At 63.6% G+C, this 24,280-nt stretch carries 16 protein-coding genes; 9 read left to right on the plus strand and 7 right to left on the minus strand.

Going from position 1 to position 24,280, the window contains the following annotated elements:
- Positions 1-39 precede the first annotated feature (39 nt).
- Both QRN34_RS12460 and QRN34_RS12465 read right to left on the minus strand, forming a co-directional pair.
- Positions 40-1,356, minus strand: a complete 1,317-nt coding sequence (locus QRN34_RS12460) for an MFS transporter (RefSeq protein WP_285404843.1) — start codon at positions 1,354-1,356, stop codon at positions 40-42.
- A gap of 124 nt (positions 1,357-1,480) precedes the next feature.
- Positions 1,481-2,914, minus strand: coding sequence for an MFS transporter (locus QRN34_RS12465; RefSeq protein ID WP_285404991.1), 1,434 nt, complete (start codon positions 2,912-2,914; stop codon positions 1,481-1,483).
- A 290-nt stretch (positions 2,915-3,204) separates the two neighbouring features.
- Here QRN34_RS12465 and QRN34_RS12470 point away from each other — a divergent pair, with 290 nt between their 5' ends.
- The 4 genes from QRN34_RS12470 to QRN34_RS12485 all read left to right on the plus strand — a co-directional run bounded on the left by QRN34_RS12470 (position 3,205) and on the right by QRN34_RS12485 (position 11,264).
- The gene (locus QRN34_RS12470; RefSeq protein ID WP_285404844.1) at positions 3,205-4,218 is read left to right on the plus strand and encodes a LacI family DNA-binding transcriptional regulator; all 1,014 of its coding nucleotides are present in this window, start codon (positions 3,205-3,207) and stop codon (positions 4,216-4,218) included.
- A gap of 73 nt (positions 4,219-4,291) precedes the next feature.
- Complete coding sequence (locus QRN34_RS12475; RefSeq protein ID WP_285404845.1) at positions 4,292-6,919, plus strand: glycoside hydrolase family 3 protein; 2,628 nt, start codon at positions 4,292-4,294, stop codon at positions 6,917-6,919.
- A 234-nt stretch (positions 6,920-7,153) separates the two neighbouring features.
- On the plus strand, positions 7,154-9,595 hold the full coding sequence (locus tag QRN34_RS12480; RefSeq protein ID WP_285404847.1) for a TonB-dependent receptor: 2,442 nt from the start codon (positions 7,154-7,156) through the stop codon (positions 9,593-9,595).
- A 112-nt stretch (positions 9,596-9,707) separates the two neighbouring features.
- On the plus strand, positions 9,708-11,264 hold the full coding sequence (locus QRN34_RS12485) for a tryptophan halogenase family protein (protein WP_285404849.1): 1,557 nt from the start codon (positions 9,708-9,710) through the stop codon (positions 11,262-11,264).
- 49 nt (positions 11,265-11,313) lie between these two features.
- Here QRN34_RS12485 and QRN34_RS12490 read toward each other — a convergent pair whose 3' ends face one another.
- Both QRN34_RS12490 and QRN34_RS12495 read right to left on the minus strand, forming a co-directional pair.
- Positions 11,314-12,948 (minus strand): NAD(P)/FAD-dependent oxidoreductase, encoded by a 1,635-nt coding sequence (locus QRN34_RS12490; protein WP_285404851.1) that lies wholly within the window; start codon positions 12,946-12,948, stop codon positions 11,314-11,316.
- Between the two features lie 162 nt (positions 12,949-13,110).
- Positions 13,111-13,572, minus strand: a complete 462-nt coding sequence (locus QRN34_RS12495; protein ID WP_285404853.1) for a MarR family winged helix-turn-helix transcriptional regulator — start codon at positions 13,570-13,572, stop codon at positions 13,111-13,113.
- Between the two features lie 82 nt (positions 13,573-13,654).
- On the opposite strand from QRN34_RS12495, the gene QRN34_RS12500 reads away from it, so the two are divergent.
- Positions 13,655-14,029: a nuclear transport factor 2 family protein gene (locus QRN34_RS12500; protein WP_285404855.1), complete on the plus strand. Its 375-nt coding sequence runs from the start codon at positions 13,655-13,657 to the stop codon at positions 14,027-14,029.
- 3 nt (positions 14,030-14,032) lie between these two features.
- Here the strand turns inward: QRN34_RS12500 and QRN34_RS12505 are convergent, their stop codons facing one another.
- The 3 genes from QRN34_RS12505 to QRN34_RS12515 all read right to left on the minus strand — a co-directional run bounded on the left by QRN34_RS12505 (position 14,033) and on the right by QRN34_RS12515 (position 18,809).
- Positions 14,033-15,682: a glycosyltransferase family 39 protein gene (locus QRN34_RS12505; protein WP_285404857.1), complete on the minus strand. Its 1,650-nt coding sequence runs from the start codon at positions 15,680-15,682 to the stop codon at positions 14,033-14,035.
- Between the two features lie 107 nt (positions 15,683-15,789).
- On the minus strand, positions 15,790-17,721 hold the full coding sequence (locus tag QRN34_RS12510; protein ID WP_285404859.1) for a peptidase M61: 1,932 nt from the start codon (positions 17,719-17,721) through the stop codon (positions 15,790-15,792).
- Between the two features lie 191 nt (positions 17,722-17,912).
- On the minus strand, positions 17,913-18,809 hold the full coding sequence (locus QRN34_RS12515; protein ID WP_285404861.1) for a LysR family transcriptional regulator: 897 nt from the start codon (positions 18,807-18,809) through the stop codon (positions 17,913-17,915).
- Between the two features lie 211 nt (positions 18,810-19,020).
- On the opposite strand from QRN34_RS12515, the gene QRN34_RS12520 reads away from it, so the two are divergent.
- The 4 genes from QRN34_RS12520 (at position 19,021) to QRN34_RS12535 (ending at position 24,144) form a co-directional block, all read left to right on the plus strand.
- Positions 19,021-19,956: an alpha/beta hydrolase gene (locus QRN34_RS12520; protein WP_285404863.1), complete on the plus strand. Its 936-nt coding sequence runs from the start codon at positions 19,021-19,023 to the stop codon at positions 19,954-19,956.
- Positions 19,953-20,864 (plus strand): EamA family transporter, encoded by a 912-nt coding sequence (locus QRN34_RS12525; RefSeq protein ID WP_285404865.1) that lies wholly within the window; start codon positions 19,953-19,955, stop codon positions 20,862-20,864. The genes QRN34_RS12520 and QRN34_RS12525 overlap by 4 nt, the downstream gene beginning before the upstream one ends.
- On the plus strand, positions 20,861-22,408 hold the full coding sequence (locus QRN34_RS12530; RefSeq protein ID WP_285404867.1) for a hypothetical protein: 1,548 nt from the start codon (positions 20,861-20,863) through the stop codon (positions 22,406-22,408). Before QRN34_RS12525 ends, QRN34_RS12530 begins: the two co-directional genes overlap by 4 nt.
- 947 nt (positions 22,409-23,355) lie before the next feature.
- Positions 23,356-24,144, plus strand: a complete 789-nt coding sequence (locus tag QRN34_RS12535) for a hypothetical protein (RefSeq protein ID WP_285404869.1) — start codon at positions 23,356-23,358, stop codon at positions 24,142-24,144.
- Positions 24,145-24,280: the final 136 nt, after the last annotated feature.

Consider the following 24,280-nt stretch of genomic DNA (forward strand, 5'->3'; position numbering starts at 1 on the left):
GTACTGAGGTAGTGACGGCCGGCGCGACGCGACGCGCCATCAGGCAGGCACGGACGGAACGCGTACCCGGAGGGCGAGCAGCCCGGCGACACAAAGGGCGACACCGGCCAGCACGAGGATATGCCGCGGGTCGTTACCCAACACGCGGTAAAGCGCGCGCACGCTGAACACTTCGACCAGCATGGGTATCACGATGAACGTATTGAATATGCCCATGTAGACGCCCGTACGCGCTTGGGGTATCGCCGCGGACAGCATGGCGTAGGGGTTGCCCATCATGCTCGCCCACGCGAGGCCGAGGCCGACCATCGGCACCAGCAGCAGCCAGGGGTTGGAGATCATGGGAACCACCGCGATACCCAGTCCGCCCAGCAGAAGCGCCCCCGTGTGCAGCCGTGCGGGGCCAAACTTCGGCAACAGGGGAAGCAGGGCGAACCCCGCCACAAACGCGATGAAGTTGTAGAAACCGCCGATGCGTCCGCTCAGCAACACGGCATCGAGGAAGTGCGGATCGTGCGCGTCGGTCGTCCCATAAAGCGTTCGCGAGAGTGACAGGGCGACGTACTGCCAGTAGCAAAACATGGCGTACCACTGGAACAGCATCATCGCACCGAGTTGCCGCATGGCAGCGGGCATGTCCCGCACAGCGTCGTAGACGTCCACCAACGCGGCACGCATGGACATAGGGGCGTTCGCCAAGGACGCTACGGGCGCTTCGCGTGTCGTGTAGACCGACCACGCGACAGATGCGACAGACACCACGCCGCCTACGGTAAAGGCGATTTCCACGATAGACGGCAAGCCGTGCGCATTCATCCGGTCGGCGCGCATGCCCATCAGGATCAGGAACGACGGTATCAGGTAGGCCGCGGTCTGGGACAAACCCGTAAAGGCACTTTGCACCATATAGCCTGCTGCGCGCTGGGCGGGATTGAGCATGTCGTTGACAAAGGCCCGGTAGGGTTCCATGGCGACGTTTGCCGCGGCGTCCAGCATCCACAGCAGGCCCGCAGCCATCCACAGCGTGCCGCTGTTGGGCATGACGAACAGGCAGACGCTGCAGAGCAGCGCCCCGATGACGAAGTACGGGGTACGTCGGCCGAAGCGCGAGGTGGTGCGATCACTCAGGGCACCGATCAACGGCTGGATAAGCAGGCCGGTTACAGGGCCGGCCAACCACAGTACGGGGAGCGCCGCATCGTCGGCTCCCAGGTATTTGTAGATCGGGCTCATGTTGCCCTGCTGCAATCCAAATCCGAACTGGATGCCGAAGAAACCGACATTCATGTTGAGGATCTGCCCGAGGCGCAAAGTACGCCTGGGCACCTCTCGCGTTATGCGATGGTCGGTCGTCATCGTGTCTCCATCGATCAGTCTGCATCCGCTCATTCGTGCAACGTCCCCACTTCCGGGGTCGCAGCGTGCCTATCTATGCAATCGATTGCAAACCGCAGTGCAACAAAAGCGGGCGGGTGCGGACTTATGCGACAGGCCAGCGCCCCGGCTCGGGAACACGCAGGGTGCAAAGGCCGGCAATGAGAAGGCTGACGCCGCCCAGGCCAAGCGCCCAGATGGGTTGGTTGTGGAAGCACAGGCGCAGCAGCAATCCCAGGATGCTCGCCGCAAGCACCTGGGGAATCACGATGAAGAAGTTGAAGATGCCCATGTAGACGCCCATCTTCGCGGTCGGCAGATGGTCCGACAGCAGGGCATAGGGCAGCGACAGAATGGAAGCCCACGCAAAGCCGACTCCCACCATCGAGGCGAGCAGCCAGCGTGGATCGTGGATGTAGAGGAACGACAGCAAGCCCGCACCACCCAGGCACAGGTTCACCACGTGGCTGATGCGCAGGCCCCAACGGCGCACCATCAACGGGATGACCACCGCGGCCAGGGCGCCGAATCCGTTATAGGCCGCGAACAGTACGCCGACCCAGTTGGCCCCCTCGTTGTACGCGGCTGAGGTGGTATCGGTGGTGGCGTAGATCGTCTGGGTGACGCCCGCCGTGGTGTAGATCCACATCGCAAACAGCGCGAACCACGAGAACAACTGCACCCCGGCCAGTCGCCGCATCGACACGGGCATGCCATAGAGGTCGCCCATCACCTCACGCAGCATGCCGTGACTGCGCGTACGGCTCAGCCAGGTGAATAGCGCGCCGAAGGCGATCAGGCCGCCGGCCAGCAGGTAAACCTCCTTTTCAAGCGCGAAGTACCTGATCGCGATCAGGACCACGGCACCGGCCGATAGCAGAAGCAGACCGGGGCGGCGAGCCGGCGATACGTCCACCGAGGGACCTTCGGGTACGTTGTCGGTGAACGAACGCAACTGCGCGGGTGAATATTCGCGCGTAGTCAGCATGGTCCAGAGCACCGCACCCAGCAGCACCGCGCCCCCGGCATAGAACGCGTACTTGACCGTGTCGGGGATGGCTCCGTCCGTCGCTACGTTGGCGATGCCGAACCGTGCCAGGACCCAGGGCAACAGGGAGGCGACCACGGCACCGGCGCCGATGAAGAAGCTCTGCATCGCAAAACCCGTGGGTGCCTGCCGCGTGGGCAACTGGTCGCCCACCAACGCGCGGAACGGCTCCATCGATACGTTGATCGACGCATCCAGGATCCACAGCAGACCGGCCGCCATCCATAGCGCCGGCGCGTTCGGCAACCACAGGAGGGCCAGCGAGGCGAACACGGCCCCGACCAAGAAGTAGGGCCGGCGTCGACCCAGGCGGTTCCAGGTGCGGTCGGAGTAGTGACCGACGATGGGTTGCACGATCAGCCCCGTCAGTGGCGCGGCGATCCATAGGGCAGGGATGTCGTTCACGTTCGCGCCCAGCGTCTGGAATATCCGGCTGACATTGGCGTTCTGCAGCGCGAGCCCGAACTGGAGGCCGAGGAAACCGAAGCACATGTTCCATATCTGCCAGAACGACAGGGCGGCTCGCTCCGTCCGCGGCGTCTCGCCCTTGCGCAACCGACCACGTCCTGCGCGGCCGCGCCCGTCGGCGGACGGCTCGGCGTGCGCGCCACCGGTCCGCGCTGTGGTTGAAACGGTCATGGGTATCTCCTCCAGGCACCGTTATGTCACGGCCTCGGGCTTACCGCATGTTGCGGACGCAGCATCATGGCCGCGTGTCGCCCTTGTAAAGGCGAGGGGCTGGCGGCATAGTCAGCCGCCAGTGCGGTGACAGCGGAGATTCCATGCGGGTACGCCTCGAAGATGTGGCGCGCGCGGCGGGCGTATCGCCCAAGACCGTGTCGCGTGTTCTCAACGACGAGGCCAACGTGACCGATGCCACGCGCGAGCGCGTGCGCGCGGCCATGGAAGCGATGGATTATCGCCCGCACCCATCGGCACGCAGCCTGGCGGGTAACCGCTCGTTCCTGGTGGCGATGCTCTACGACAACAACGACAACCCGTCCTCGACCTATCTGGCCGAAATCCAGGACGGCGTGCTCGAGGCCTGTGACGCGCATCGCTACAGCATGATGGTGCGACCGCTGCGCATGCGCGATGGCGATTTCATCCGTCGCTTCGACGCGCTGATTTCGGACCACCATCCTGACGGCGTCGTGCTGACGCCTCCGATCACCGACCACGCGCCCTTGCTGAAACGACTGCGCGAACGCGACGTGCCCTATGCGAGCGTGTCGCCGCAGAAGCGCGGCAAGGCCCTGGGCGTAACGATGGACGAACAGCAGGCCGCGCGCGCGATCGTCGAGCATCTGCTGGAGCTGGGACACCGACGTATCGCTCATGTGGTCGGTATCGCCGACCACGGCGCCAGCCGTTGGCGACTTGCGGGCTATCGCGAGGCGATGGACGCCGCGGGCCTGCCGGAGGATCCGGCGCTGGTGGTGCAGGGCGCCTTTACGTTCGGCTCCGGCGTAGAGGCGGCGCGGCAACTGTTCTCGCTGGCCAACCGGCCGACGGCGGTATTCGCGGCCAATGACGACATGGCCACTGGCGTCATGTGGGCGGCGGGCGAGTACGGCCTGAAGGTGCCGCACGACCTGTCGGTCTGCGGCTTCGACGACACGCCGCTGTCGCGGCAGTTGTGGCCCGCGCTCACCACCGTCCAGCAACCCAGTCGCGAGATGGGGAAGATCGCGGCCGAGCAACTGCTGAACTCATTGCGCAGTCAAGGCACGGGCAAGCTGGTGCAGATTCCCTTCTCCCTGCAGATCCGCGGCTCCACTGCCGCCGTGCCCTGAAGCATTCACCCGGCCGCCCGGCCAGGAAAGTCATGCTGCATAGCAAATTGACAGCGCTGTCATTTATGCCAGGATGCGCTTCGACGAGCGTGCCGCCGGTGCGCCAGCCTGGAGCCTTGACGTGCCATTGCTGCAGCGATCGAGCCTGTTTTTGCGACGTCTTTCCTCCGCGCTGCCGTTGGCAGGCGCCTTGCTGACCACCGTTCCGGCCGTCGCTGGCGATGCCGCGACCGTGCATCCCGACCAGTGGCCCAAAGCGCAGTCATCGCTCCCGCCCAACCCCGCGATCGAAGCCCGGGTGAAGGCGTTACTGGCGACCATGTCGGTCGAAGACAAAGTCGGCCAGATGATCCAGGCCGACATCAAATACGTAACGCCGGACGACGTACGCATGTACCGCCTGGGCTCGGTGCTGGCCGGTGGCAACTCCAAGCCCGAAGGACAGCCGTATCCCGATGGCAAGCAGTGGCAGGCGCTGGCCGATGCGTTCTACCACGCGTCCATGGACACATCGAGCGGAAGGCCGGCAATCCCGGTGCTGTTCGGTATCGACGCCGTGCATGGCCACAACAACCTGGTCGGCAGCACGCTGTTTCCGCAAAACTCGGCGCTGGGTGCCACGCGCGACCCGCAGCTGATCCACGACATCGGCGCCGTTACCGCGCAGGAACTGCGTGCCAGCGGCATCAGCTGGACATTCGCCCCGACGCTGACCGTGCCGCAGGATGTGCGCTGGGGCCGCTCGTACGAGGGTTATTCCCAGAATCCGGCACTGGTGGCGCAATACGCCTCGGCGATGGTCGGCGGCCTGGAAGGCAAGGCGGGTACGACTGAATTCCTCGACTCGGGACACGTGATCGCCACCGCCAAGCATTTCCTCGGCGATGGGGGCACCCAGGATGGCAAGGACCAGGGCGACGCACGGATCAGCGAATCGACGCTGCGCGACATCCACGCGGCAGGCTATGCACCTGCGATCGACGCCGGTGTGCAGGTGGTCATGGTCTCGTTCTCCAGCTGGAACGGCGTCAAGATGGCCGGCAACAAGCCGCTGATCACCGACGTGCTGAAGGGGCGCATGGGATTTGACGGCATCGTGCTGGGCGACTGGAACGCGCACGGTCAGGTGCCCGGTTGCACCAACGAAGATTGCCCCGTGGCGTACAACGCCGGGCTGGACATGCTGGAGGCGCCCGACTCGTGGAAGGGGCTCTACAAAAACACGCTGGCCGAGGTGAAATCCGGGGTGATCCCGATGCGCCGCGTCGATGACGCGGTGACGCGCATCCTTCGGGTCAAGATGCGCCTGGGCCTGTTCGAGGCCGGTGCGCCATCGACCAACCCATGGGCCGTCAGGTCCACGGAGGTGATCGGGAACCCTGCGCATCGAGCGTTGGCGCGGCGGGCCGTTCGCGAATCGCTGGTGCTGCTAAAGAACGACCGTGCGGTGCTGCCGATCGACCCGCGCAAGCATGTCCTGGTCGCCGGCGACGGCGCCGATAATATATCCAAACAGAATGGCGGCTGGACGTTGACCTGGCAGGGAACGGGCCAGACCAACGCGAATTTCCCGGGAGCCACGTCCATCTGGGCAGGCATCAAGGCCCAGGTAAGCGCCGCGGGTGGCAGCGCCGAGCTGTCGGTGGATGGCGACTTCACGCAACAGCCCGACGTCGCCATCGTGGTGTTCGGCGAAGACCCCTACGCCGAGTTCCAGGGCGACCGGCCGAACCTGGCCTATCGCCCGGGTAACGATCGCGACCTCGATCTGCTGCGCAAGCTGCGCGGACAGGGTGTGCCGGTCGTCGCCGTGTTCCTGACCGGACGCCCCCTGTGGATGAATCGCGAGATCAACGCCGCCGACGCTTTCGTGGTGGCATGGCTGCCGGGCAGTGAAGGGGAAGGTATCGCCGATGTGCTGCTGCGTAGTCGTGATGGCCGTATCGCGCACGACTTCCACGGCAAGCTGTCCTATACGTGGCCACGCCGCGCGATACAGGGCCCGTCGGCAGCCGGGGCGCGAGGCGAGCAGCCTCAGTTTCCCTATGGATTTGGCCTGACTTATGCCGCCCCCGGGAAGACGGGCACGTTGTCCGAAGAGCCGGGGATCACCCTGAGCAGCCAACAGGCCGGCGTTTACTTCACCCGCGGCAAGCCGTCACAGGATGTCGTCGTGCGCCTGACCGGAGCGAACGGCGTGGCCATGGATGTCGCCGCCACGCCGGCCGCCACGGCAGACGGCAGCCTGCGTATCGGTGCGCTCGACTACAAGGCACAGGAAGACGCGCGCAGCCTCAGCTGGTCCGGCAGCGGCACCGGTGCCGCAAGCATCGCATTGGTGGCACCCGCGCCCATGGACGTGGAGCGCGAGACCAACGGCGATGTCCTGCTGGTGACCACCTTGCGCGTCGAGGCCCTCTCACCTGGGGACAACTCGACCATCGGCATCGGCTGTGGCGCCGGGTGTGGCGGCCAGGTGGTCGTCGGTAGCCAGCTCGCCGCGCTGCCTAGGGGTCAGTGGCTACGCGTCGGCATCCCGTTGAAATGCTTCCGAGACGCCGGCGCCAACATGGGCAGGATCGATCGTCCGTTCGAGTGGTCCAGCCACTCGGGTGGAAAGGTCGCCATCACCGACGTGTCGCTAGGCACGGTGGCGGACCGGACCTTGTCATGCCCCGCCCACGGGAGCGGCACACCCTGATGTTCTATCCGCTTTGCACCAATATCCGCCGATGGAAAGGCTCCGCGAGCATCGCGCGAGTCTGCGTAGCCTGAGTTTGTCGTTGCCTGGATGACGTGCTGCCTTGCGGCAAGCATTCATCGCCACGGCACTCTATTATCTCTCGATGACAGCGCTGTCATTACGGATCGATGGCGTGCCGGAGGGAGTAGGGGACCTTCGTGACTTATCCGAACGATTGATGGGGAGAGCCAGATGAATCTGCACCGCACTTTGTTGTACGTCGCCATATCGCTCGTCATTGCGCCGGGCACGGCATTTGCCGTGGGCCAGGATACGACCGCGCAAACGCCGCCGCCGTCCAACGCGCCCGGCGCCGCCGAAAAGAAAGTACAGAACCTCGACGCTGTCTCGGTCACGGCGACCAAGCGCGAGACGCCGCTGCAGAAAACGCCGGTGGCCGTCACCGCGATCACCGTCGACACGCTTGATCGGGAGCGCGTCATGACGGTGCAGGACCTCACCAAGCTGGTACCGGGCCTGCAGGGCACATCCCAGGGTGACCACGGCGTCGTGACGCTGACCCTGCGCGGTATCGGCAACGACAGCGCCAAGACCGAGTACGCCGATCCGGAGGTCGCCACCTTCGTCGACGGCATCTACGCGCCACGCGCCGAAGCGGCATCGGGCCTGCTGCTGGACATGGAAGGCGTCGAAACGCTACGCGGTCCCCAGGGCACCCTCTGGGGCCGCAACTCCACCGCCGGTGCCATCAGTTTCCAGACGGCCAAGCCGGACATCGGCGCGGGCTTCTACGGCAATGCGCAGGTCGGCGCAGGCAATTACAACCAGGCCGGCGCGCGCGCCGCGTTCAACCTGCCCATCAGCGACACCTTCGCCATGCGCGTGGCCGTGGTGCACGAGCAGCACGACGGCTACGTCGATTACCAGAAACCGTCGGGCCAGCTGCCCAGCGTGGCGCAACAGCAACAGGCATACCTGGCGTCACCGATCTCTGGCGGCACGCTGGCCAACTTCCGGCCGATCGACCCGGGCCAGTACGTGCAGGGCGGCGACAAGTACAGCTCGCAGGACCAGTCCGCCGCCCGCGTCAGTGCCTTGTGGCAGCCCAGCGACGCGTTCAAGTGGAACCTGTCGTACGAGTACTTCGCCGATCGCGGCACGCCCAGCATGAGCCTCATGCAGACGCCGCGTCAGGGGCAGGACTTCTGGTCGGCGCTGATCGACACCGCGCCCTACCTGGACCGTACGTCCAAGACACTGCGCAGCCGCATGGACTGGAATATCAGCGACGGCATGCAGCTGAGCTACATCGCCGGCTATAACCGCTACTCCGGCAAGAGCGACTTCGACCAGGACGTCGGCGTGAGCGTGCCCACCAGCTTCACCACCAACGGCGTGTACCAGGACGACCGGACCAACGACTCGAAGTACAAGAGCTGGAGCCAGGAGATCAACCTGAAGTCCGTCGGGCCGCAGACGGTGGACTGGATCCTCGGTGCTTACTACGGCTACGAAGACAACGACATCCGCTTCGACATCCCCATCATGAACGGTACGCGCTACGGTACGGTCAGCTGGCAGGGCTCCTTCATCCAGCCGAAGGAAACGGTGGAGTCGTATGCGCTGTTCGGTCAGGCCACCTGGCACTTGAGTGACCACTGGCGCCTCACCGGTGGTGCGCGCTGGTCGCACGATGAGAAGGAGAACAAGGGCGGTATCAGCTGGGGTTGGGCCGCTGACCCGACCGTACCGCAGGTGCCGATCTCGCCGGACGTGTATCCGGACCCGTCGAACGGATTCAGTGTCTCGCAGCGGAACACGGCCAAGTACAGCAAGAGCAAGCCGACCTGGCTGGTGCGCCTGGATACCGACGTCAGCGAGAACGGCCTGCTCTACGCCAGCGTCTCCACCGGCTATAAATCGGGTGGCACGCAGGACGCGGGCACGCTGTACAAGCCCGAATCGCTGACCAACTACGAAGTCGGCACCAAGTTCACCTTCCTCGAGGGCCACATGACGTGGAACTCGGCGATCTACTACGAAGACTTCAAGAACTTCCAGTTGTCCGCGCCCATCATCTACCCCGATGGAAACCACGGCCTGGGCTTCTCCAACGTGGGCGGCAGCACCAAGGTGTTCGGCATCGAATCGGAGTTGGCCTATCAGCAAAAGGACGACCGTTTCAACCTGATCTTCTCGGCCATCCCGAAGAAGGAGCTGGGCAAACTGGTCTACGCCGGTTCCAACGACTACCAGGGCCTGCCGGCATGCCCGACGGCATCCAACCTGGCCAGCTGCCTGGACGTCACCGGCAACGACCTGCCGCACGCACCGAACGTGTCGCTCACCGGCATCTATGAGCACACCTTCCACCTTGCCAACGGTGGCAAGCTCACGCCCCGTGTCAGCGCGCAGTACCAGAGCGCGCAGTGGCTGAGCTATTTCAACCTGGGTTCCGGGGACCAGCAGAAGGCCTACGTGCGCGGCGACCTGTCACTGCGTTACAGCGAACCGGGCGACAAGTGGTGGGTCAACGGGTACGTGCAGAACGTATCCGACAAGAAGACCCGCACCAGCGCCGGCCGCTTCCAGATGGCCGACGGCTCGCTGCAGTACGTATCGCAGTACCTCGCGCCGCGGACCTACGGTGTGCAGCTGGGCGTCTGGTTCTGAGTTAGCTGGCTTTGCCGTTCTCAGTCTCCCCTGAGTGGCCTTTTTGCCGGGCCCGCCTGTGGTGGCCCGGCCTTTCTTTATCTCCATTCGGCCGTATCGGCAGGGAAACCCCATGGCGCGCCTGAAGAAAGTGCTGATCGTCGGCGGAGGTACCGCCGGCTGGCTGACGGCCTGCTACCTGGCTAAGGCGGTCAACGCGGTCGATCCGCGGAGCGTGCAGGTGCATCTGGTGGAGTCGCCCGACATCGGCTTGCTGGGGGTAGGGGAGGCCACCTTTCCCTCGATTCGCGGGACGTTGTCGGCGATCGGTCTGGACGAGCGCCGCTTCCTGGTCGGTGCCACGGCGACGTACAAGCAGGGTATCCACTATCGCCACTGGGTACGGCCGCCGGGCGCGCCCGGCGCGGACCACTTCTTTCATCCGTTCAACGCACCCAGCCAGCGTCCCGGTGGGCCTGAGTTATTGCCGTACTGGCTGCTCGGTGCTGCGCCGGAGGGCATGTCGTTTGCCGAAGCCGTCTCCATGCAAACCACACTGGTCGACCACTCGCGTGCGCCCAGGCGGGCAAGGGATCCGGACTACCAGGGGCCGATGAACCACGCCTTCCACTTCGATGCCGCCTGCTTTGCGCGTGTGCTTGCCGAGCATGGCCAGCAGACCCTCGGCGTGGTTCGGCACATGGCCACGGTGGAGCGCGCGGAGCTGGACGGCCAGGGCGCCATCGCCCGGGTGGTGACGAAGGAGCAGGGCGATCTCACCGCCGATCTCTACGTGGACTGCACCGGACTGCGTGGCATGCTGATCGGCGACACGATGCAGTCACCCTTTCGCAGCCGCGCGAATGTCCTGTTCGCCGATCGCGCTGTCGCCATGCAGGTGCCGTACGAGACGCCGGATGCGCCGATCCCTTCGTACACCATCTCCACGGCGCAGGAGGCCGGCTGGATCTGGGATATCGGGTTGCAGAAGCGGCGTGGCACCGGCTATGTCTATTCGTCGCGGCACACCACCGACGACCGTGCCGAAGATGTCTTCCGGCGCTACGTGGGCACGGCGGGAGAGGGACTGAAGGCGCTGCACATCCGATTCGAGACGGGATACCGTCCCGAGCACTGGCGCAAGAACTGCGTGGCCGTGGGTCTGGCCGGCGGGTTCGTCGAGCCGCTCGAATCCACCGGCATCGCACTGGTCGAACTGGCGACCTACCTGCTCACGCACCTTTTGCCGGTCGACACGGACGACATGGAAGGCGCCGCAAGGCATTTCAACGAAATGATGGTGGCCCGCTACGATCGCATCATCGACTTCATCAAGATGCACTACTGCCTGAGCCAGCGGCGTGACTCTTCGTTCTGGATCGACAACGGCGACGCCGCCAGCATCCCGCGGACCCTGCAGGAAAAGCTCGCGATGTGGAAGCACCGACCGCCGCACCGACTGGATTTTGTCAGCGACCTGGAAATGTTCATGCCGTCCAGCTGGCAGTACATCCTGTACGGCATGGAGTTCCAGACCGACCTGGAGCCCATGCTCAGCGCCTATCCGCACATGGACGCAGCGCGACGGGACTTCGCGATGATCCAGCAGGCGGCCACGCGCGCACTGGACGATCTACCGGACCATCGTGCGCTGGTTGAACAGCTGTGTCGTGAGCATCACCAGCGGTAGCCAATCCGGCACGAGCTGTACCCCTTCAAGGGCACCCCATGTGACGGTATCAGGCAGCCCCGTTGATACTCCGGGCCACCGCTTCCGCCACGCGAATCCCATCCACCCCCGCGGAGAGAATGCCGCCTGCATAACCCGCGCCTTCGCCGGCGGGAAACAGCCCGCGCGTATTGAGGCTCTGGTAGTCCTCGCCGCGACGGATACGCACCGGTGACGAGGTCCGGGTCTCTACCCCCGTGAGCAGCGCATCGTTCATGGCGAAGCCCCTGATCTGGCGATCGAACGCCGGTAGCGCCTCGCGGATGGCTTCAATGGCGTACGAGGGCAAGGCAGACGCGAGATCGGTCAGGTGCACGCCAGGTTTGTACGAAGGCTGCACCGTGCCGAATTCGATCGACGGCGTGCCCTTGATGAAGTCGCCGACCAACTGCGCCGGCGCGCTGTAATCGCGACCACCCAGCTCGTACGCGCGCGATTCGAGCGCACGCTGCAAGGCGATACCGGCCAACGGACTGCCACTGTCGTCGAAGGCGGCGAAGTCCTTGGGGTCGATACCCACGACGATGGCAGCGTTCGCGTTACGTTCGTTGCGCGAATACTGGCTCATGCCGTTGGTCACCACGCGTTCCGGCTCGGACGCGGCAGCCACCACCGTGCCGCCCGGGCACATACAGAAGCTGTAGACCGAGCGACCGTTCTTGCAGTGGTGCACCAGCTTGTAGTCTGCAGCGCCGAGAAGGTCGTGACCCGCCTGCGGCCCGAAGCGCGCCTTGTCGATGATCGATTGCGGATGCTCCACGCGAAAGCCGACAGAGAACGGCTTGGCTTCCATGTACACGCCGCGGTCGTGCAGCATGAAGAACGTATCGCGCGCACTGTGCCCCACCGCGAGTACGACATGATCGCTCAGCAACTGTTCGCCGTCGGCCAGGACCACACCCCGGATCTGCCGGGATCCATCGGCGGCGCTATCGACCAGCAGGTCGTCGACACGCTGGTTGAAGCGAATCTCGCCGCCCAGCGCCTCGATGGTCCCGCGCATGGCTTCTACCATCGTCACCAGCCGAAAGGTGCCGATATGCGGCTTGCTGACGTACATGATTTCTTCCGGCGCGCCGGCCTTCACGAACTCCGTGAGCACCTTGCGGCCGTGGTGGAGCGGGTCGGAAATCTGGCTGTACAGCTTGCCGTCGGAGAACGTGCCCGCGCCACCCTCGCCGAACTGCACGTTCGATTCCGGCTCCAGCTTGCGCTTGCGCCACAGGGCCCAGGTGTCGACCGTACGCTCCCGCACCGCCTTGCCCCGGTCGAGGATGATCGGCCGGTAGCCCATCTGGGCCAGCAGCAGCCCCGCGAACAGGCCGCACGGCCCAAGCCCGATCACGACAGGGCGTTGCTCGAGACCGGCCGGCGCCTGCGCCACAAACTTATAGCTGGTGTCGGGGGAGGGCTGCACGTGCTTGTCCTCGGCAAACCGCGCGAGCAGGGCAGCCTCGTCAGCCACCTCGACGTCCAGCGTATAGATCAGCTGGATGTTGCCGCGCTTGCGTGCGTCATGGCCCCGGCGGAAGACCGTGAAGCCGAGCAGCCCCGCCTGGCCGAGCGCCAGCCTGGCGCGGATGGCCGCCTCGAGGGCGCCTTCGGCGTGGTCGAGCGGGAGCTTTATGTCGGTGAGTCGAATCATGGGGGCGAGGGGGGTAGGGGGGGGCGGTCGGCTATTTTCGCATTAAGGGGCGCCGAGCGACGCATTTTAAGTGCGGTGGAGGGTCTGGCCGATAGGGAAGGGCGCGGACGGGACGCGTGGCGGCCAGCAGGCATGTCGTTTTTTCCATGGCGTATTGAAAGGCTACCGACGCCCGGAGGACTCCGTATCGGTCATCTTGTCCAGGTTGACGATCAGGCGGCCCAGCAACGCGACCAGCTGCGCTTGTTCGGCTTCGCTGAAGCCGTCCAGCGCTTCGCGGTTTCCCGCGAAGAGCGTCTCGCAAGCGTCCGGCAGGTTTGCTTCGGCGTGGGCCGTGAGCACGACGTGCCTACTGCGACCATCCACCGGGTCGGGCGTGCGTCGGATCAAACCGTCGCGCTCCATCCGCGTGAGCATCTGCGCCATGGGCGGCTGTTCGACGCGCGCGAAGCGGGCGAGGTCGCGCTGCGTCCTTGCCTTTCCGGTTGCCAGCGCGATCAGTACGGGGATGTGACCAACGCCGAAGCCCATGGGTTTCAGCCGCGCCTCGCTCAGGCGGGCAAAGCCCCGCGCCGCCAGTGAGATCAGGTGTCCCGGCGTGGAAAGTACGTCTTTATGCATCATGTTTGCCTTGCGGAACGCCGTGCCAGGGTGCAGAGTAGCTCAATACATATGCCCATATGTAAATTCACCAGGAGCATACCCGATGAGCGATCCGATCCAGACACTGCGTGACATCTATACCCTTTTCAACGCGCGTGACATCGACGGCCTATTCGCCAAGCTGACCGATGATGTGGCGTGGGCCAACGGCATGCACGGCGGTCACGAGCACGGCAAGGACGCGGTGCGCGCGTATTGGACGGGCCAATGGCAGATGGTCCGCGCGCACGTCGAGCCGGTTTCGTTCGAAGAATCGGCCGACGGCGCGATCGTGGTGCGGGTCATCCAGACCATCCGCGATCTGCAAGGCAATCCTCTCGAAGGCCAGACCCACGGGCTGAAAGACAAGACCGTGGGTCACGTGTTCCACTTCACGCAAGGCAAGGTCAGCCGCTTCGATATCGCCGACGCGGCATGAGGATCAGGTGCGCGTGCCTGCCAGAACCGGTGGAAACGAGCCTGGGGTAACGACGGGCCGCCAGCCTCCCATCCACGCCGGGCTCCATACCAGGTCCAGAGCCCCATGCGACGGCGTATCCAGTGAGTGATGTCCCTCGGATAGCTGCCAGCGTGACGCGGCCGGCCGGCCGTCGATGACGACGGCGACCTCAGACGCGCCGTCGGTCACGGTGTAGGTGCCCGCCAACGTCACATCGAAATCGCGACCCACCAGCTGTTTCCCGGCCATGAAGACGTTCGCCGTGCCGGACAGGTAATTCTGCGCAATGAAAGCGCGGGTCGCTGGCGGCAGCCGGTCGACGATCACCGTCATCGTGCGGTGCGCGACCAGCGCGGGCACGATGTCCTCCGCCTTGAGCCCGCGTTCGAAGCGCTGCAGGGCGATGCTTTCCAGCACCGTGTGATACGGCCGCGGGCGGAAGATGGCACCGCTTTTGGCATCCATGACGGTGTCGTCGGGCGATGTACAGGCAAGCACGGTGCGCAGTTGCCCTTCCTTGTAGGCGAGGGTGTCGCGCCAGGGCGGCGCCTGCTCGATCAGCAAGACGAGTTCCACCGCGGCCAGAACGACCACGAGGGCTACCGCGCGCGATCGCGGCCATGCGGCCGATCGCCCAAACCGGCTGACCAGGCCGATCAGGGATACGAAGATCGTAGGTATCACCGGCAGAAAGTCCTGTGCCGTAGGCAGCGGCCATACCAACCAGATAAAGGAAGCGAACAAAAGCCCATGGATGCCGAGGAAGAGGCGCCAGTGTGTCGGCGCATCACCGGGATCGACGCGCCGCACCCACGTCGTGGTCGCCATGGCGACCGCGACGACCAGCATCCCGTAGACCAGACGGTGATCGGCGTGTGCCGCGCGCCCGGTAGCAGACAGGTTGTACGCCACGAGGTCGTACCACGCCGGCCCGAGGTCATGCTGTATGGCGAGATAGAGAGCGAACGCACCGGGCACGACGAGGCAACCCGCCAGCAGGGCGCCGCCACCCTTCAGCAGGCCTCGCCTGTCCTTACGCCATGGGATGGCCCAGACGCAGGCCGCGGCGAGCAGGGCGACACACGAAAGAGGCAGCGTCTTCTGCGATACCGACAACGCCGCACCCAGCAGCAAGCCGGCCAGTGCCCATCGGGAGGCCCGCCGCTTCGCGTGCACCGCTGTCGCCAGCGCGCAAAGCCAGAGCGCCGTCCAAAGATCGTCCGTGCGGAACTCGCCCATCTTGATGAAAAAGGCGTGTGTCAGGCCAACCAGCACCACGGAGGCATCGGCGATGCCACGGGAATAAAGCCGACGGGCCAGACACCAGGTAGCCACCAGCGCCAGGAGGTACCAGGGCACCACCGCGAGTCGCAACCACTCGAGGATGTCCGACCGCGGACCCATGGCATGCATCAGCGGGGCGTAGATCGCGCTGAAGAGCGGCCCGTGGTTATCGAAGACGTCGCGATAGGGCAGGTCGCCCTGGCCAATGCTCCAGGCCACGTGCGCGTGCTGTGGCTCGTCGGAATTGAGCGGGTACGCCCTGAGCCAAAGCACGCGCAGGACGAGCAGGGCCAGTAGGCCCAGACAACGTCCGACAGTTCCATACCAGGGGCGAATGCGCGAAAACATGCGTGCATCCTAGGTACCCAGGTTTTCTGCATGCTTTCTTCGGGGTCGCCGCTGGACCTCGCCTTATCGCAGGCAGCGGCCTGCACGGGCCGCTGCCGTACATCCGTCTACTTCCTCGCCGCAATGATCTCGCTGAGGTAGTCCGGCGTGCCCTGCACCCGCACCAGGTGCGGATACTGCAGTCCACCGTGGTAACCCACGGACACCGTGCGGAAGCGCCCCTGATACTTCAGTGTCAGTGCGATCTCGCGACTGCTGTCCTTCGCCAGGGTTATCGCGTCTTTGAGGACATCCTTCGAATACGCCACACCGTTCACCGCGACGATGGTCGCGCCCGTACTGACCCCTGCCTTGAAAGCCGGGCCGTCCCAGCGCACGTCGTTGATCTTGCCGCTGCCTGTTATCGTCAGGCCGATCGACCACGTGAAGTTCAACAGATGGCGCGAAATTTCCGGGCGGCCGTCATAGGCCTTCTCGAACTCGCTTTCCTTGTCGTCGTACACCAGCTTCCAGCCGGTGCCTGCAAGGCCATCCTGTAGCGGCGGATTGAGGCTGTATGCACGAGCCTTGAGGAAGCTCGCCCAATCGTACTTTGCCGTGTCGTTCAGCGCAGCGACCACGTCGTCGAAGGTGTAGGTCTTCGGTACGTGGCTGCCATTGTCGACGCCGAAGAACGCGCGTGCGAAATCATCCAGCGAGCGCTTGTCGCCCGTCAGACTGCGCAACTTCGCATCGACGGCAAGCCACATCATCTGCCCACCGCTGTAGTAGTCCTCGCTCATCTGCCAGCTACGGTAGGGCAGGGGAGCCCGATGGGCGACGATGGGATCGTTGGTGGTGTCCTCCAGCGAGCGCCACTGGAAACCCTCGCGGTTGCGATCGTAGTTGGCGGCGACCATCGCCAGGCCGTCCCGGAACTCCTGCGGCGTCCACATGCCTGCGCGCGCGGTCAGGACGAAGCCCCAGTATTGCGTTTGACCCTCATAGACCCAGAGCAGCGAGTTGCCCATGGGAACGTTGAAGTTTGGCGTCCACAAATCGGCAGGGCGGCGGAACTTGCCGTTCCACGAATGAACATATTCGTGGGCGAGCAGGTCGCGCTCGGAGGCGTTGTCGCTCCAGGCGGTGAAATAATCCGCGCCAAGGCCGTCTTCGCTGGATTGATGGTGCTCGGTGCCATTGCCGGCCAGCTGGTCGGACAGCGAGAACAGGAAGTCGTAGTGGTCGTAGTGGTGTGAACCGAACAGCTTCGTGGCCTGTGTCACCAGGTTGCGATGCACTGCCACTTGTTCGGCTGACATCTCCAGATATTTGGGCTCATCGGCAAAGACGTCCATATACACCGGCGCTTTATCACCGGGGTTCAGGGCCACGCGCTTCACGTACTGGCCGGCGTACACAGGCGAGTCGACGAGGTTGTCGAAGGTCACCGGCTTGAAGGTGGTGGTGTCTCCCGATGTCGCGGCTGTCTCGAGCGCAGTGCCCGCCTGCCAGCCATGCGGTAGTTTCACGCTGGGCGCGAAAGTGATGCCGCGCGTGTAGTAGCCCGCCGGATAGAGCGCCACCTTGCTCCACTCCATGTACATCATGCGGTCGGTGATCTCGAAGTCCGCGTCGTCCGCGCGTTCCGACAGGTACTGGAAATCGACATCGAGCGTCGATACGCCGGCAGGAACGTCGACATGGAAAGCGTAGACGTTGTACTTGTCGCGCACCCAGGGAAGCGGCTTGCCGTCGGCACTGAGCCTGAGGCCGGCGAGCATCGCGACAGGGCCCGTCGGCGAGTGATCGCCGGGAATCCACTGCGGGTACAGCAGGGTCAGCGCGCCCGCCTGTACCGGTATGGATTCGTGGACCCGGAAGATACCCTGCGCCGTGTCGCTGACATCGACGTTGAGCGTTACCGTGCCGACATACGGCACGTCTTGCAGTGCGGGCACCTGGTCCATAGCAGCCTGCTGAGCATGCGCATTGCCCACACTGAGCGCGACCGCGAGCGCCGTGGAGAGGCGCGAGAACTTACGACTGACGATGGGCATGGAGGGCTCTGGGCGGGGGCGGGTTTGCCCGCATTATCACCGGGCGCAAGGCGATAGCGCCACGGCATGTCCTACCGAAGCTTACGACGAGGACCTCCACCGGACCCGCTTTCGCCGTCGCCGTCGCTTCTATGTCGCGTCCCTATCGCCCGACTAGGGAACGTCGTCTCGGATGGCTTCGGCACCGCCCATCAGAGCGCACGCCCCAGAAATTCGACAAAAGCCCGCAAGGCGGCCGACTGATGACGGCGACTTGGGAAGTAGAGGTAAAGCTCTGCCATTTGGCTGGACCATTCGGGCAGAACTCGTGCCAACTGTCCCTCTGCGAGGAGGTCGGCCACCATGGCGACGGGCGCATTGACTATACCTAGCCCCCTGACGGCCAGATCGATCTGCGAAGTAAGGTCGTGGACGATAGTTGCCAGAGGCGGAGCAACCTGTACGGTCTTGCCAGCGGATTGAAGTGTCCACGGTATGACGACGCCAGTCCCTTGGCTGCGGCATGCTATGACACGGTGGTCGAGAAGATCGGCCGGCGTGGCTGGCACGGGTCGTGCGCGCAGATACGCCGGCGACGCAACGAGGATCGCGTCTGACGTGGGCGCGACCTGTTTGGCAACCATGTCCTGATCGATGCAGTTCCCATAACGCAGTCCTGCGTCGTAGCCGTCCTTGACGATATCGACCAGGCGCGCTTCGACGGCTATCTCGAGGCTCACGCCAGGATAGTTGTCCTGGAACGCCGCTAATAGGGGAGCAATAACCAGATCGAACGGCGCACGCGGCATCGTAAGGCGCAGTGGACCCGTCGGATGTCCACCTCGGCCGGAGGCCACTTCTGCGGCTTGTTTGATTTGCGCGAGCGCTGGCGCCACCGTGCGCAGGTAGTCGTCGCCGACATCCGTCAGGCTCAAACTGCGGGTGGATCGGCGGAAGAGTGGGGCGCCGAGCCGCTCTTCGAGCGCACTGATGGCCTGGCTCACGGCGGAAGGCGAGATGCCCAGGCGCCTGGCCGCCTCGGAAAAGCTACACGCATCCGCAGCCGCTACGAACACGGCGACGCCCTCCAGTGAATCCCTCAATCGCATCGATCGATCTGTAAGTTCTAGTTACAGCCCCATGAGTGATTAGGCGGATAGTGGCAAAGGGCCTCCGTTTATACAATCCCTAAGCGTTCCGACCTGGGTCCAGGCCCTAAACAGACGGGGAACAGCTTTGTCTACATTGGCTTCGCGCACGTTCAGCACGGCTCGACATACGACGCACTATCTCGAGAAGGGTCCCGCGAACGGGCCCCTCATGATCTTCCTTCATGGATGGCCAGAGCTCAGCCTGGTCTGGCGAGCTCAGCTTGACGAATTCGCTGAAAGCGGGTGGCGCTGTATCGCCCCGGACATGCGAGGCTATGGAGGTTCTTCCATGCCTGCGGAGAGCGGTGCCTATGCCCTCGAGCATGTGGTGGCGGACATGAGGGAGCTTCACGACCATCTTGGCGGTGAGCCTGCCATCTGGATCGGCCATGACTGGGGTAGCGTAGCTGTCGGATCGCTGGTTTCGCACGAGCCCGCGCGCAGCCGCGGCGCCGTACTGGTCTCGGTGCCTTATTTCCCTGCGGGGCACGCATTGCAGACGCTGATCCCGTTGGTCGACCGCACCATCTATCCAGCCGACCGGTATCCGGACGGCCAGTGGGACTATTACCGCTACTACACGACAAACTTTGCATCAGCCATAGCCGATCTGGATGCGGACAAGGCCGCATCCCTCGCGTCGATCTATCGATCGGGCGACCCGGAAAAGATCGCCAAGCCTGCCGCGAACGCGACGGTCACGCGCAACGGAGGTCGCTTTGGTGGCGCGCACCGGGCCCCTCCCACCGACCTTGATCGAGCTCTCTGGCCGCTGGCCGATTTCGAAACCCTGGTGCGCGCGTTCGATGCGCACGGTTTCCGAGCGCCGTGTGCATGGTATTTGAATGACGAGGCCAACATCGCCTATGCCGCCAAGGCATCTGACGGCGGTCGCTTGTCGCTGCCCGTACTGTTCGTCAATGGGGACTATGACCAAATGAACAGTATCAACGGCAACCACATGGGCGACCCGATGCGTAGCTCTTGCGCCGACCTTACCGTTGCCCATTTGCACGGCGCCCATTGGCTATCGCTTGAGTGCAAGACCGAACTCACGTTCGCCCTACGTGCCTGGCTCGAGAGCAAAAAGCTCACGGCGGTATGAGCGTGCACGCCGGTTGGGCACGGAGTCGGGTGCTCGTCGCGTCTGCGGTCGGCTACCAATGGTTTTACAACGGCGCCAACTTTGTCGCTTTCAAGGTAGGCGGCGACGCGATACCTCCGATCGTCCTAGCCGCGATGCGCTTCGGTCTTGCTGCGGCGCTGATTCTTCCGCTGGCGTTGTGGCGTTGGCGGCTACGTCCAGCGCACGCTTCGGAACTGGCGTCTGCAGCGGGGCTCGGCCTGGTGATGCTGCTCGGCAGCCAGACGCTTGCGCTTATGGGAACGCATCTGCTGCCGGCTGGCGTGGCGTCCGTGTTCGGCTCGAGCGCACCGATCTTTCTGGCGCTGTTCTCGTGGGCGATCCTGCGCAAACCCCTGGGCAGACGCGAGGTCTGCGGCATTGCACTTGGTTTCACCGGGCTCGCCCTGATGGCTTATTTCACTTATACCGGCGGCGGTTTCCACCCGTTGGGCGCCGCGCTCACACTCGCCGCGTCGGCGAGTTGGGCTGCGGGGTCACTGTGGGCGAGGCGACTGCGCCTACCTGCGGATCCCGTCGTCGCGTTGGCAACCCAATTAGTTACTACCGCGTTGGTTCTCGCGATCGCGGGGGGTACGACTGGGATGTTCAGTCGGATCGACATGAGTGAGGTACCGGCCTCTGCCTGGTCGGCGCTGGCCTTCCTTGTCATTGCAAGCACGCTAGTGGGCTACACGGTTTTCCTCGCCGTGAATGCCCAGGTTTCCCCGACAATAGCCAATACCTTCAACTATGCCGCACCCGTCGTCGCGCTGCTGCTTTCGGCCTTGTTGCTCGACGAGCGGCTGACCTTGCCAAAGCTTCTTTCGGCCGGTGTCGCGCTGGCGGGCGTGACGCTCATGGTGCGCGTTTCGAGGAAAGAGGAATGAAGCGTCGGTTGCTTAATCTTATGGTGGCGGCGGTGATCATGTTGGTATGGCTGTCGCCTCGGGCATATGCGGCGCCGGCAAGCAAGAACACGTTAGTGCTCGATCTCACTCCGCGCGTGGAACCAGCGGGCGCCACTGGGATGGGCGTGTCGTACGTGCTTGAGCGAGCCGTGGGATCTGACCAGTCCTCGACGCTACGTTTCGATACATTGGAACCATCCCTCGTCCGCGACACCGACCAGGTCACAAAGCTTGAGGTGGCCGATGCGGCCGGTGCGCTGGCCATGGCGGCCCCCGAGCGCATACAGATCCGACATCGCACGTGGCAGGTCTGGGAACCGTCGCGTCCCGTCAAGGGCAGTTTGCACGTCCGTTACTTCGTGCCAGTGGCCCTGCCATTACCTGTGAAGCGCGGACCTCATCACGACCTCCAGGCTGCCGGCGGCGGCATATCGGGAGCATTTGTCAGCCTGCTTTTGTTACCCGAGCTACGAGGCCCCATCGAGCTGAAACTACGCTGGCATCTGCCGCGCGGCCAGCAAGCCGTCTCCACGCTGTCGGTCGGCAATGCTCAGTTGAGCACCGACATGAACCATCTGGAGCAGGCGTCATTTCTGGCAGGCCCCTTGCAAACCTATCCGACGCCTGCTCGCGCCGAGGGCTTCAGCATGTTCGCCCTTGGCGAATCCCGTGAGGCGCTGCTCAGGGCGGCCGTCTGGAGTGAAGAAGCCTATGAAGCCGAACGCCGTGCATTCCTGGCGCCCTCTAACGCACCTTTTCGATTCATGATCCGCTCGTACGATGGCGGCCCTATCGCCAGCGGCTCAGCTGATGTCGGATCCTTCCTTCTCTACCTGCCGCCGGCGATACCACCCGATTCACAGCAGATCCACCACCTGATCGCTCACGAGATGGTCCACGCTTTTGCAGGAGGACTGAGCGATACGGACGATTCCCAGGGTGACTGGTATACCGAAGGCTTGGCTGACTATATGTCGACAGTGCTTCCATTCCATGCGCGTCTCTACTCGTTGCAGCAATACCAGGACGAGGTGAACGCCCGGGCCGCTCAGTACTACACCAACGCACATCGCGATGTTTCGTTGAAGGACGCTGCGGCCATCAAGTGGGCGGGCAACGGGGCGTGGATGCTCCCCTACGCACGCGGTGCACTCTACTTCGCCAATCTGGATGCCCAGTTGAAGTCCCGCGGCTTGCAGGTCGATGTCCTGCACCTCGTCAATGCAATGTCCGCTCGTATAGAAAAGGGCGCGCCCGCCACTGACAGCACGTGGTTGGACCTCTTGAACCACGAGGTGGGCGCCTGGGCCGTCCAGGACTGGAGCGCCATGCGGGACGGTAAGCTACTGCAGCCCGTCTCGGGTTCCTTTGGCGATTGCCTGCAACCCGAACCCATCCAGACGGGTATCTACGATCTCGGTTTTTCGTGGCGGGACACGGGGCAGGGGTCCTTTGTACGGGACGTTGAGCCGGGCTCGCACGCCGCGAAGCAGCAGGCCTGCAGCCAGGCGATGAGGTCATGACAGCGGTCGACCTCATTGCCCAACAGAGTCGTTTCGATAAGCCTGTGCAGCTGGACGTCAGTCGAAAGGGCAAGCGCTTTCAGATTGCTTACGACCCACACAGCGACAGGAAGGTCGAGGCATTCCGGTGGGGGGTGCGCGGAGGTTTAACTTCGGCCGATTGCAAATGATTCCCGACATGGGTCAGCGGCCAGCAATGCCACCGCGGCGGGACAATGTTCTGCTGGCACCCGGATTTCGGCCAGTCGTACCTCGCGGCTTTGACGATCTGTCGGTGGTGGCGACCCTAGGGGCTTCAACGTCGAACTGGGATGTCGGTAACCCTCTAATTCTGTCGCAAAGGCTGAATTTAGATGTAACCCTTGGATGCATATCTAATTATTAAACGGTCGCAGCTGATGCGCTAAGCCAGACTTGGATGTTTGCGACACGATTTAGGGGCAGAACGTCGCTTCGCGACATAATTAAGCGACACATCGCATTGCTGAGCTCTGACCGTCCTTCAACGAGCACTAGACGAGGCTAGCGTTGGCGGATTGACACGGCGTCAGCCGCCAAGGCGGTGCACCAATCATTCGCGTAGAGGACTATCATTCAAGGTGCGGGTTCGAGGTAGTGGTTGCCGTCCATGAGATGAACTGGGTGGATGCGTGCAAGGGCAGAGGGGAGACGACGTCGCCGTTTGACTACGCTGCGCGGCTGACCGAGGTGATGTTGCTGGGTGTCGTGTCGCTGCGGGCGGGTGGGCGCATTGAATACGATGCGCGGAATATGCGTGTGACTAACATGGTGGAGGCGAATCAGTTCCTGCGGCGAGACCATCGGGCAGGGTGGTCGTTGTAACGGCGGTCGAAGACAGGGACACATGTGCGCATGGGAATTTGGTGGATTCCTGCCCGATGTAGTAAAAGAGGCAGCTTTTTAATGCTTCTCTTCTAAGGAAAGCCGTGTTTTCAATTCTCAAAAAGAAGCACCATCCACTTCTATCCGTGCAAGTGAAGGGTAAGGAAATCGCCAGGTTCGACGAGCCGGAGCTGCCTTGCGAAAAGTCGCCCTCGATGGAGATCGAGGCCGGCGGCATGATTCAATTCATCGACCGCCAGGGCGTGGTTCACGAGCACCCGTTGGGCCCGAACGCCGGGTGGTATCACTTTTCGGTTCGGGTCCATGGTGGTCTTGGATGCCAAGTGGACTGCGTGGTGACCGATTCACCCGCGTTCGATCCGCACGCCTTCGATCGAGGGGAAGCCACGGGTATCCGTTTTCAGCCCTTTTTTCTCTCCGGCGCGGAGGTGAAAAATACGGATTTTCGGGGCAAAGGTCTCTTTGCAAGGGGACTGCACTTCAACGGGCAGATAACACGATCCGACATTGTGCTCTCGTGCGAGTGCGACGACTGTCATAAGTCGTTCCACATACGCTCCTTCCATGCCGGGTTCAGCCAGGCGGGCTACTTCTACTCGGACTCAGGCAAGCATACGCTGACGGTGAGCGATCGCGTACCCGGCTGTCCGGCGCCCTTGTCCACACCGAACCCGGCTGATCTCGCCGCGCTGGAAGCTGCGCTTCCGCTTGCACCGGATGGCACACGCTTCCGATATACCAATCCATTCCGATGCCCTTACTGCGCAGCTCCTTACATCGACTTTGAAGCACACCCGGAATATCGGTCAGCCGAGTACTACGGAAACTATTTTTACGGCGCGGAGTTGCTCCGGTACGAACCCACGCCTTGAGACTTGGCGAACCAACGCAGCCATCGGCGGACATGTCATGGCTTACAGCATCGAGCGGGGGAGCCCCTGCGTGTTCCAGGTTTTGCTGACGATTCCGCATTGCGATAAACCCCTTCACCGCTATCATGGCGTGCGG

Source organism: Luteibacter sp. ME-Dv--P-043b, from assembly GCF_030209605.1.
Taxonomy (GTDB): Bacteria; Pseudomonadota; Gammaproteobacteria; order Xanthomonadales; family Rhodanobacteraceae; genus Luteibacter.